This is a genomic window from Paenibacillus baimaensis (genome assembly GCF_025567575.1).
Genome location: NZ_JAOQIO010000106.1, coordinates 17,166 through 29,338, shown reverse-complemented (window position 1 = coordinate 29,338; position 12,173 = coordinate 17,166). Strand labels below are relative to the sequence as shown.

Annotated in this window: 9 protein-coding genes; 3 read left to right on the top strand and 6 right to left on the bottom strand. The window is 45.6% G+C overall.

All coding sequences use genetic code 11. The annotated features are described in order from the left end of the window. Positions 1-14: 14 nt before the first annotated feature. From OB236_RS30695 to OB236_RS30685, 3 genes are all read left to right on the top strand, one after another. Positions 15-1,556 (top strand): type 2 periplasmic-binding domain-containing protein, encoded by a 1,542-nt coding sequence (locus OB236_RS30695; protein ID WP_262687386.1) that lies wholly within the window; start codon positions 15-17, stop codon positions 1,554-1,556. Between the two features lie 114 nt (positions 1,557-1,670). Then, entirely contained in the window at positions 1,671-2,597 is a 927-nt protein-coding gene (locus OB236_RS30690) for an ABC transporter permease (RefSeq protein WP_262687385.1), read from the top strand. 43 nt (positions 2,598-2,640) lie between these two features. Further along, entirely contained in the window at positions 2,641-3,513 is an 873-nt protein-coding gene (locus tag OB236_RS30685) for a carbohydrate ABC transporter permease (protein WP_262687383.1), read from the top strand. A 121-nt stretch (positions 3,514-3,634) separates the two neighbouring features. Here OB236_RS30685 and OB236_RS30680 read toward each other — a convergent pair whose 3' ends face one another. From OB236_RS30680 to OB236_RS30655, 6 genes are all read right to left on the bottom strand, one after another. Then, entirely contained in the window at positions 3,635-5,968 is a 2,334-nt protein-coding gene (locus OB236_RS30680) for a helix-turn-helix domain-containing protein (protein ID WP_262687382.1), read from the bottom strand. 80 nt (positions 5,969-6,048) lie between these two features. After that, positions 6,049-7,578 (bottom strand): type 2 periplasmic-binding domain-containing protein, encoded by a 1,530-nt coding sequence (locus OB236_RS30675; RefSeq protein ID WP_262687381.1) that lies wholly within the window; start codon positions 7,576-7,578, stop codon positions 6,049-6,051. A 64-nt stretch (positions 7,579-7,642) separates the two neighbouring features. Then, positions 7,643-9,754 carry a beta-galactosidase gene (locus OB236_RS30670; protein ID WP_262687380.1) on the bottom strand — a complete coding sequence of 704 codons (2,112 nt, stop codon included), beginning with the start codon at positions 9,752-9,754 and terminating at the stop codon, positions 7,643-7,645. Positions 9,755-9,805: 51 nt separating this feature from the next. Next, on the bottom strand, positions 9,806-10,684 hold the full coding sequence (locus OB236_RS30665; protein ID WP_262687378.1) for a carbohydrate ABC transporter permease: 879 nt from the start codon (positions 10,682-10,684) through the stop codon (positions 9,806-9,808). Positions 10,685-10,704: 20 nt separating this feature from the next. Beyond that, positions 10,705-11,664 (bottom strand): ABC transporter permease, encoded by a 960-nt coding sequence (locus tag OB236_RS30660; protein WP_262687377.1) that lies wholly within the window; start codon positions 11,662-11,664, stop codon positions 10,705-10,707. 54 nt (positions 11,665-11,718) lie between these two features. After that, positions 11,719-12,162 (bottom strand): Rieske (2Fe-2S) protein, encoded by a 444-nt coding sequence (locus OB236_RS30655; RefSeq protein WP_262687375.1) that lies wholly within the window; start codon positions 12,160-12,162, stop codon positions 11,719-11,721. Between the last annotated feature and the right edge of the window lie 11 nt (positions 12,163-12,173).

The window sequence follows — 12,173 nt, the reverse complement described above, 5'->3', positions numbered from 1 at the left end:
TCGAGGTGTTGGCGATGACCAAAAAATGGGGCAAAATCAGCCTGCCGTTATTTCTTAGCCTTCTGGTATTCAACGGCTGTAGCAGCGGAGCAAACGACAGCGCAGGTCCTGTCACGGGAACCGTAGATACGAAAGGAACAGTTGCAGCGGACAATAAAGCAGTAGGTCCCTTATCTATTGATGTGATGACGAGTTTTACAAATACCATACCCAAGTTGGATAACGCTTTTTATACCGAATTACAAAGGCTTACGAATACTAAGCTGAATATTACTTTCGTCTTAGATGGAAACGATTATAATGCCAAGTTGGACCTGGTGCTTGCATCTGGAGACCTTCCGGAAGTTCTGAAGGCTGATTACACCCGCCCCACATTGGTCAATGCAATTAAAGACGGAGCCTTTTGGGACCTGACTCCTTTTCTCGGTGATTTCTCCAAATATCCGAATTTACGAGATAAAATGATACCTGGCTCTTGGAGTTACGTTAAATATGACGGAAAAACTATGGGTATTCCGCGAAGCAGAGCTCAGATCGATAATACGATTATGTTCCGAAGGGATTGGCTGGAAAAAGCAAATATTCCTGTGCCTAAAACTGTAGATGAGTTTAAAGATGCGCTGAAAGCTATTGTGAAAAACAACCCAGCTGGCGGCAACGGTACAATTGGTTATGACATCGCTGATGCCACCGGCTCCCCTTCCCTGAACGCTGCCTTTGGCGTGCCTAATCCAACTTACGATGCGGATGGTGGTCTGATGTACTCCTATTTAAATCCGCAGTTTACTAAGCTGGTCGAATGGTTCCGTGGACTTTATGCAGAAGGGTTGATAGCTAAAGAATTTTCCGCTCTGACCGTTACGCAACAAAAAGATTTGTTCAGCTCGGGTCGGGCATTCGCCTATGATGCCAGCGCTTACTACAGCTTCGTTTATACGGATAATGTGAAGAAAACCCAGCCTGATGGTAACGTAGTGTCGTTTCAGCCGTTAAAAGGACCTGGAGGCGATGGAGCCATGCTCGACATTGGGACCCGTGGCGGCATGTATATTAGCAAGAAGGTACCTCAGGATAAGGTGTCCAAAATATTGGATTTCTTTGAAAAAACCGCCACACAGGAAATTACCGATCTTGGCTATTATGGCAAGGAAGGTGTTCATTACAACAATGTGAATGGCGAGAAGGTTTTGACCGATCTGGGTAAACAAGAAATTACAGTTGACAGTATCGCTGCCATGACGCCCGCTTTTTCCAAATGGGGAAAAGTAGCTTATGCCGGAGCCTCAAAGGCTGCTAACGAAGCGAAACAGAAAGAGATGGAAATTTACGGGCAAATAGGCAAAACCGACGTATTTGGGTATTTATATTCCCCTGCATGGGTTGATGTATGGCCTACCTATGAAGCTGAATTGAAAAGTATGAGAATTAAAGCGGTTGTCGGTCAGATTACGATGGATCAATACAAGCAATTTGTGGATAAGGTAAATGCCGATCCGAAAATAAAGAAAGCGTATCAGGAATTCGCCAAGGATTATAAATCACGTACGAATAAATAATCACGGAATTTTAGGCAGTATCAATTGAATCTACGTAAAGGCTGGGCATTTGGGAACCTCAGGCTATCCTGGCTGCCCAACCCTTCTTCTTATGGTTTGGAAGGGAGACGTACTATGGCGCGAATAATAATGCCAACTAACAAACGCTGGGCCAGAATAAAAAGAAATCGATATATATACCTGATGATGTCGGCGGGAGTCGTCTATTTTTTTCTCTTTAAATTTATGCCTATATGGGGTTTACTGCTATCGTTTCAAGACTACAGCCCCTTCAAAGGCTTCTTTGGGAGCAACTGGGTCGGATTCAAGCACTTTTCTAATTTATTTCAAAGCGAACAATTTTATATTATGGGCAGAAATACCTTCCTTATCAGCATATTTAACCTCGTTTTTTATTTTCCTGTGCCTATTGTTCTGGCATTGATGCTTAATGAAGTTAGACATGAATGGTTTAAAAAAATAAATCAGTCGATCGTCTATCTCCCCCATTTTTTATCTTGGGTTATCCTGGTCAGTCTTACTTTTTTCGTATTCTCCTCGGATATCGGCGTCATCAATAAACTAGTCGTTGCTTCCGGGAATCAGCCCATTCTATTCCTCTCCGAGCCTAAGTTTTTCTGGATATTGCTGACATTGCAAAATATATGGAAGGATGCCGGTTGGGGCACGATTATTTTTCTGGCTGCAATCGCTGGAGTCGATCCTGCCCGCTACGAAGCTGCCACAATTGACGGAGCAAGCCGGTGGCGCCAAATCTACCATATTACACTGCCCGCTATTCGTCCCACCATTATCATTTTATTGATTCTCCGGTTTGGAAATATGGCGGATGTCGGGTTCGAGCAGGTGTTATTAATGATGAACCCCCTAGTCACTTCCGTTGCGGATGTATTTGACACCTACTCGTATACTCAGGGTATTGTAGGCGGCAAAATCAGCGTTGGTGTAGCTGTAGGGATGTTCAAAGGGATTGTTGGACTCATTCTGGTAGTTACCGCTAATCAAATCGTAAAAAAATTGGGATATGAGGGCATCTACTAGCTTTTTCATTGATTGATTATTCATAACGAAGAAGGTGAAATGAATGAGTTTCGTTTACAGAAAAAGACTGACGGCAGCGGATTGGATTAACTACAGTGCCCTGATTTCGTTATCCTTGATTTGTATCTTCCCGTTTATTTATATTTTCAGCGTTTCATTCACGGACCCTGCGGTTTACGTTCCTTTACAATTTTATCTGTTCCCACCCAAATGGTCCCTAGATGCTTATAAATATATTTTGTCGACACAAAGTTTTTTGAATTCCATTAAGAGCACTTTTTTTATTACAGTAGTGGGTACTATTCTACAGGTAATCGTCACGTTTACTTTGGCCTACGGCCTTACAAGAAAAGATCTGGATGGGAGAAAGCTCGTCCTGGGCTTCGTCATCTTTACGCTGGTGTTTCATGCAGGCATCGTTCCGAACTATCTGGTTGTCAAAAGTCTCGGACTGCTTAACTCGTATTGGTCACTGATCTGGCCTAATTTGACCAATGCGTGGACGCTAATTGTTGTAAAAAGCTTTCTGGATTCACTGCCTCCTGAGCTGGAGGAATCTGCACAAATTGACGGAAGCAATGACGTTGGCATATTTTTTAAAATTGTTATTCCCCTTTCGATGCCTGCCATTGCCGCCTTCACTTTATTTTTTGCAGTTTCGCAATGGAATATTTATTTTAATGCCTTGATCTATATATCCGATGCCAACAAGTGGACATTACAGGTGCTGATCAAAGCGCTTGTCCTAGATTCCACGCCCCTCGGTACTTCCGGGACGGCTGCAGACGGAATTCCACCCTTAGAAACAGTCCGTATGGCCGCAGTAACATTTGCGATGGCGCCTATACTTATTGTATATCCCTTTCTGCAAAAGTATTTTGCTAAAGGCGTTATGCTGGGCTCAATAAAGGGATAGCCACTTTAAACCTAATTTAACTAACTGTACTAGTATAATTGCAGACAAAAAAAGCCGTTAAACCAAAATCACTGTGGTTTTAGCGGCTTTATCTGTTTACGAATAATCTGAGATCTTTTATTTAACGATTGTTTGTTCGGAATTGGCCGGGGGACTGCTTCAGATAGCGCTGAAAAATACGATTTAAATTGCGCTCTGAATAGCCGATTGACAGGGCGATGTCATTCACATTTTTTTCGGTGTTCAGCAGCAGCCGCTTCGCTTCTTCCATCTTGCAGATCATAACGTACTCGACGAATGACATTTCCATCTCCTTTTTAAACAGCCGGCTTACATAAGAAGGGCTCAGTCCAATAAGCTCGGAGCATAAGGTCAGTGAAATATCCGTTTGAATATGATCCTGGATATATAGGCAGACGCGGCTTATTTCCATTTTCGCGGAATCCTCAGGATGTTGATCAATGAGTCTTCTATATAAAGGAAAGCAACCGTCGACAAACCAATCATACATTTCCAATTGCGTTTGTCTTCCCTTCAGCTGATCGAACAAGTTGTTTTCCAAAATGTCAAGAATACTGACTCCACGCTGCTCGATAGATTCAATAATAGATGAAAGCAGAACGTGGTAGGCTTGATAAATAAAATTGTATGTCTCGGAATCGCTCAGCGCGTCGGCAAAATTTTTAAGCGCCCGCTGTGCTTCTTCAAAATCCCCCATGGATAATGACGCCAAAATAGCCTTTTCTTCCGCACGGGGGTAGTAGACGGCTGTTTTTGTTCTTGGTACTTCCAATTCTTCAATATAAAGGACAGGATTTGTATCACGGTGCATCCGGTATTGCAGCGCCGTCAACGCTTCCCTGTAAGACACCGGAATATCCGCAGCATGGGAATACACTTTTCCAATACCTACCGATACTTTAAGCTTCAAATATTGCTGCAAAGCCTCGCACACGGTAGCCGCGTATTGCTTGGTTTCCTGAACAAATTGATCATAGTTCATTTTACTGCAATCGTTTAATATCGCGATGCCTCGGCTCTGATTGAAATTAACGACATACCCGTTCAAAGACTTGTACTCGTTCAATAGCTCCTCCATAACATTAGCTATGGCAAAGCTGACAATTGGCTTATCCTCCGGCATAAATCGTGTCTCGCGGTAATAATGCTCTACATCGGCAACAATCACAATGTAGCTGCCCGTCAAGGCAATGCCAAAGCGGTGACAATCCTCATTGAGCGTGCTAAGTTGCCTATATTCGTTATCCAGTAGCTTTTGAAAGAAACGTTCCCGCAGTCCGGGCTCCAAGCTGTTTAAATAGCCGACCAATTGCTCCGACTCCTTGCTTAAAAAGTTAAGGCACTCCTTAATATAATTGAGCTCATTATGGTCGCTGCTTGCAATACGGCCCCTGCTTAGGCTTTTTCCGTGTTTGATCAGATGTTCGATCGGATTGTACACTCTCCGTGAATTCACATAACTGATTAATACGCCGATTGCGAGCAGCAGCAGCACTGTGAAGACAGTGATCCAACGCACCCAGCTCATACGGCTGTCTATTTCTTTTTTAGGAACGGTCGAAATATATGTCCGGCCCATTGAAGACTTCACAAAGGTATACAAAGTTTGCTCTCCTGCAGGATTACCGGAGAAGAAATTTCCTGATTTATCACCCGAGGCAAAAATGCTTTGAACCGCCTGGTCATTGCTTATCTTTGACCCCATCAGCTCCTTTTTTTTCGAATGGAGCATAATCTTGTTTTGCGTATCCAGCACAATTACTCCTTGGCCCGGTATAAACGATATGGAATCCAACAAATTGCTGCTGAGTTCATTTTCTTTTACTTGAAAAATAACAGCCCCTTTTACTTTGTCCAGTGAAATGATAGGGAGCTGCCTGATAAAGGATACAAAACCGTTTTTTCCAGATTCGGGCAAAATAACCCACTCCGATTGTCTGGCGGATGCGACAGCAGCATCGAGATCGGAGCGGAATTTATAATCCTGATACGAAATATGACCGTATTCATTGGACAAAATCAATTCGGAGCCGACATTATACAGAATGATTTCGCCGACTGCCTCTGAGGCATTTTTTTTGCGCAGCATGCTGTCCAATATTAGTTTTTGGTAAATGTATTGCTTTTTAACATCCGCAGCAAAAAAAGTTTCTGTCACAATAGGCTCCATGGACAGGTTAAGCGACTCTTGCTCGACCCGCTCTAAGATGCGCTCCATCCGGTCGTTAACCAAAGTTAACGAGACCTGGCTTTCATCTCTAATTTGCTTGTACATTTGACTCATGGAGGTCTGGTAGTAAATAGTTCCTCCTATAATCACCGGAATACATGCCGAAATACAGCCGAGCCAGATCATTCGGTGTAGAAACACGCCTTTATAATCATTAGACGGAGTAAATATCGATTTCCACACACGTTGCCACCCGTTAACCATGAAAGCCCTCCAGTTCATAGTTTGATCAACGTGAACAGGTGAGGCCCAAAGCCTCACCCTTAGCCTAACATGTTCGATTCCTACTTATTAAATTCCTTCTCGGCTTCGGCAAATTCTTGAAACGCTTTCTTCAACTCAGGTGTCTTACGCAGCTTCTCTGCATAGGCTTTAAATTCGTCCACAGAAATTTGACCTACTATGGCTTTTGTTTGCATCGTTTTGAACTCACTGTCATATTTAGGCCATACGGATGTCCATGTAGCCGAAGTAAGCCAGTTGAATGGATTTTTTGCTCCAATTTTCTCGTAGACTTCAACCTCCTTTTTCTTGGCATCGTTATATGCTTTCGGAGCGGACGGATTATTAACCTTCACCCACTTATCAAAGGCTAACGCCAACGGCTGCAAGCTGGTAACATTGACCTCTTTGGTTCCCTGCTCAGTCAGCATCGGTTGTCCGTCAACCATCTTATAGTGTACGTCCTTAATTCCCTGATAAGCGAACGCCATAACCTCGGTTGAGGCCGTAGTTTCAAAATACTTCAATAACTGCTTGACCTTCTCTTCAGGTACTTTTTTTGAAATATAGAATGCTGCGTTAATGGGTACGCCCAATAGAATATTCGGGCCTTTAGGTCCCTGCAGCTGCAGACTGACGACTTCCGCATTCTTTTGTGTTTTTTTTATTTCCTGCTCCATACTCCAGTCGCGCCATGTATTGCGTCCATAAGAAACTGCACGACCCGTATTGTATAATTCCTCAGCCTGCGTCTTTTTCATAACCGAAAATTCCTGGGCCAAAACACCGTCCTTATACAGCTTGCTGAACCACTCGATCATGTCCGCGTATTGGGGAGTAAGCGTGTGGAAAATTAGGCCCTTATCCTCATCGTATGTGGGAGTGAACCCCCCAAAGGCAGCTTCAAAGGGACCTGTAGCGTCATCCACAATCCCGCCGTGACCGATGAGGCCAAGTGTATCTTTTTTACCGTTGCCATCAGGGTCACTTTCAATAATTTTCTTCATCACGGCCGCATATTCATCCAATGTTTTCGGGAGCGGTAGACCCAATTTATCAGCCCAATCCTTGCGAAATTTCAGACTCAAATCAATCTCGGAACGCATGCGGGGAATACCCCATACTTTCCCATCAATCCTCGCTAGTTTAAATACTCCAATATCCGCATTTTTTTTAAGATTCGGATAATCCTTGAAATCGCCCAACAGTGGAGTCAAATCCCAGAAGGCCCCTTGTTTGATAGCGGTTGCAAGCGTTGGACGGCTAATGCTATTACCGACAATGACCTCAGGGATGTCACCTGAGGCGAGCACCAAATCAAATTTGGTATCATAATCACCGGAAGGCGCCCATTGAATATCGAGTTTGGAATTGGTCATTTTTTGCAGCTCGGTCCAATATTGGTTTTTCATATCGGGCACTTCTTCATAGAGCGGGGCCAGCATTTTGATACTGAGAGGCGCTTTGGTTTCGCCAGCAGCAGGCTCTGCCGTCTTCGGTTCCCCTCCACTGCACCCGGCCGTTGTACTAGCCATTAATGACACTACTGCCCATACAGCGATTGTTTTTTTTGTTTTCCATTGTTTTTTCATTGGGAATTCTCCCCTTCTCCGGTATAAAAATATTTTTCGCACTGCTAAATCCCCTTCCTTTCACCTAAAGCTCTAAAATAACCGCATCCTTGGCTGGCACCGTAATCTCAAACTGACCGTTTGTCACGCTGCCGCTAAATTCACCCCACATTACGCTCTTAACTGCTACAGGACCGAATGCTTCTGATATTTGAATAAAGGAACTCACCGGCTCATGATGCGGATTAATAATCCATGCATATTTACCTGCATCACCGCTTTGCAGTCTTACTTGAAGGTGTCCGGAGGAGACCGTAACCTGCGGCTTTATTCCGGCCCAAGCCAGCACATTCCTGAAAAAGCTGCGGGTACCTGGATCTTCGGTACGCTGATATGCTTCAGAAGGAAAGGTGCCGATCAGTAAAACTTTGCCGTCCCCATATCTATGCTCAATTACCGCCGCACTTCCGTCCGTATAGGTACCGCACACTTTTCCGGTTAGCGGTTTGTATGATTGACGGAATAAACCGCCGCCTATCTCCCCTCCTCCCCAGTTAAATCTCAAAGTATGGGTGATATCCGGCATAAATTCCACTTCGTGCTGAACGGCGCCGAATACCTGGTCCAAGCCATGATTCGGCTGGATAACACCGACAGTTCCACGGTCCCCGAAGTAGGCGGGGCAGCCCTCCGAGATCAAGGTACCGCCACGTTTCACCCAATCGGCCAGTTGCCCTGCTTGCTCAGCCGTCAGCATAATCGGATACGGCAGATATAAGGCCGAATATTCATCAATATGGTCGATATGCACCCAATCCGCCTGGATATGGTTATCAAAAAATCCGCGGTAAGCTCCATACATACATTTTGTATAATACTTACCTTCTCCTGCCTGTTGAAGCAAATGATTAAATACCTGCGTTTCAGGCACGACCACGATGCCGATGTCGGCTTGAATTGGTTGTGTGCTCATCAGACTTGCTTGTTCCGGCGCATTGGACCATTGAGCAATCGTGCGTGCCATCTCTGAGCGCGGATTCGGCAACCCGTTCATGTCATACAGGCCGAAAGCGCCGAACAGCGGTCCGTCCAGCAGCGATCTCCAGCGCAAATATAAAACACCGCGCGCTCCTCCGGCCAATGATGTCAAGTTCCACAGGCGAACATCTTCCGGCGCCGCTACCCGTCCGTCCTCCTTAGCACGGCCAATTACTTGAGGCTGCAGCCATAGCGGCCCTCCCTGCATCTCGGCATGCCAGAAGGGCTTGCGTCTCGACGATGCCCTCAGCAAATCGATAGCGTGTGCCTGCTTCCACGGCTCGCTGCCTTTGCGTGCCGTTACCCAGGTCATGCCGTAACTCTCGACCTTGGAGGCGGCGAGCCAATCGTCCGAACCGCCTGAAGCCATCGATTCGAGACTCGCGGCAATTCCGTGGGCGGTGATCAGATTGTCATTGTCCAGACTGCGGATCAAATCGATACGCCACTGCATATGGTTATGAAAATTCTCTTTTTTGAACTGCAGCCAATCCATGCATTCGGGAAATTGTGCGATTTGCTTCGGCGCCTGAACATCCTCCCAAGATGCGTAGGTATATCTATTCCATGCCTTATTCAGCTTCTTCAAGCTTCCGTATTTCAGCTCCAGCCATTCTCTGAATTTGGCTTGCGTCGCCGAAGAGTAGCCGATGTTGGGGCTGTAATTGCATTCGTTCCATACATCATACCCGTACATGCCGGGGTGATCCTTATACCGCGTTACCAGCTCTCTTAAAAACCGTCCGGCATGCTCCTTCGCCTCTGCAAAATCAAGACACAAGGCCCCACCAGAGCCTCCCGACGATCCGCCTGTCGCACTGCTGCCATTCATCTCTCCGTGCACCTTGCTGCCGTCGGCATTAATCTCCAGCAGATGGCTGTGCGTACGGTACATCCATTGAGGAATGAACGAGATCATCTCTGCAATGATCGTCCGTATCCCGTATTGTGAGGCCAGATCCATGTGCCGGTCGTAATCCTCCCAATCGTAGACGCCTGGTGCAACTTCAATATTACCCCACATGAACCAATGACGGAAGATGTTCATCCCGTCCTTGGCTGCTTGCGCGTAATCGCGTTCCCAGTCCTGCCCGGGAGGATTTGATTTGCGGAAATATACCGCTCCGTAAGCCACTTGCGGTTTTGATTGTCCAGCCATAGTCGTATAACCTCCATTTTATCGGTTTGCTGTGCTTGTCAACTTCACTTCTCATCCTTTTACAGAGCCTAATAAAACACCCTGCGCGAAATATTTTTGTAAAAACGGATACACGATCAAAATCGGTGCCATCGACAGCATAATAGCCGCCATACGGATCGTTTCCTGCGGTACAATCCCCTGCTCGCTTGCTCCCGATGCCCCTACGCCGTTGGAGTCGGAGTCAATGACAAGCGTTTTTACAAGAACCTGCAGCGTCCATTTTTTGGCATCGGACAAATAAATCAACGCGTTAAAATAAGTATTCCAATGAGCTACTGCGAAAAATAATGTAAAAGCGGCAATTGCGGGCATTGACAGGGGAATGACGATCCGCAGAAACACCCCCAAATCTGTACAGCCATCTATTCGTGCTGCATCCTCCAGCTCCTTGGGTAGTGAATCCATAAAACTTTTGACTACAATCAAGCTCCATGCATTCGTTAAGCCCGGCCAAATGAGCGACCAATATGAATTCAGCAATCCCAATTGCTTGACTAGCAAATAGCTTGGAACCAGACCTGCGCTGAATACAAGCGTAAACACAACCGCTCCCAACATGAGAGAACGTCCAGGAAGCCCTGTTTTGGTCAATCCGTAAGCCATGGTAAAGGTAAAGACCAAATTCAGGGCCGTTCCCACTACCGTAACGAATATCGTGCTGTTCATAGCGTTAATAAAGCTGTTTGTAGATAAAATATATTTATAAGACGCGAGCGACCATTTTTCCGGAAATACATAAAATTGAAGCGGAATATATACCTTCGGATCGGTAAAGGACACGCTGAACACATAGAAAAAGGGAAAGATGCAAATCAACGAAACCAACAGCAGCAGGGAATAATTCACATAATCGCCGACCGTTAATCCTTTCTTTTGAACAAAACTCACGCTCTATCCCCCTCACTTGTCTAATAAATACCTTCATGGCCCATTTTCTTAATGATATAATTGGAGCTCATCACCAGAATCAAGCCAACCAGACCTTTAAACATCCCTACGGCTACCCCGACGCTGATTTGACCGCGGACGATGCCTTGATTAAAGGCGTAGGTGTCGAACACTTCGGCTACTGGTAAAACAAGTGAGTTTTGCATAAGCAGCAGCTGCTCAAACCCAACATCCGCTATATGGCCCAGCCGCAATATGAGTAGGATGATAATGGTCGGCCGGATCGCCGGCAACGTAATATGCCAGATCTGCCTCATTCGCGATGCGCCGTCCACAACCGCCGCTTCATAACGTTGGGGATCGACGCCCGCCATGGCCGCGAGAAAAATGATCGTTCCCCAGCCCGCGTCTTTCCAAATGCCCTGCGCGGTAATTAATCCCCAGAAATAGCTTGGATTCGATAAGAAGGAAATCGGCTTCAATCCGAAACCGATCATGATCTTATTGATAATGCCCACATCGGTCGAAAGCATAAAGAAGGTCATACTGGCTACTACCACCCAAGACAAAAAATGAGGCAAATAAATAATCGTCTGATTGATTCGTTTAAATGTCTCGTGTCGGATTTCATTCAGCATGAGCGCGAGCAAGACCGGCAGCGGAAAGGAAAACACCAGCCCGAAAATGTTGATTAGAAACGTATTACGAGCCATAATATAAAAATATTCGCTTGCAAACAGCTCGTGGAAATGCTTGAAGCCCACCCAGTCACTGCCCCAAAACCCTTGAAACGGATTATAATCTTGAAACGATATGAGCAGCCCCCACATAGGGCCGAATTTGAACAGGATAAAGTACAGCATACCGGGCAGCGTCAGCAAATAAATGTACCGGTATTTCATTAATTGCTGCCACAGTCCGAAGCCCCCCGGCGAACGGCTATGAGCTATTGTTTCTTGAGGGGACAATGCTTTTTGCATACCCGTCTCACATCCTTACCTTCCTAATTTCATTCTTAATACGACATTAAGGTCTTACAGGTGAATAATGACCCAGTTATCCTCCACAGTTACCGGAAAAGTCTCGATCATCGTTTCCTGTTCGATCTGCATGGTAGCAGCATTCGTCCAGGGTTGCGATGCTGCTTGATGCTCAACAATGACTTCATAGGTTTTCACCAAACATTTTTGAGGGTCGTATATGGACTTGCCATTTGTAAGATCGAACTCCCATCCATGCCAGGGACAAGTTATGATTTCACCTTCGCGACCATAGTTGTATTCTCCCGGCATGGAATTCATGGCCAACCCTGTTAATCGGCCTTGGCAAAGCGGAGCCCCTTGATGCGGGCAGTTGTTCCGGATTGCATAGTAAGTACCTTTAACATTGAACACACCGATTGATCGACTCTCCACTTGAACAATTTTTCTTGCGCCAGGAGGAATCTCGCTCGTTGTACCCACGATATGATTTGTCATTCGTTTCGCCT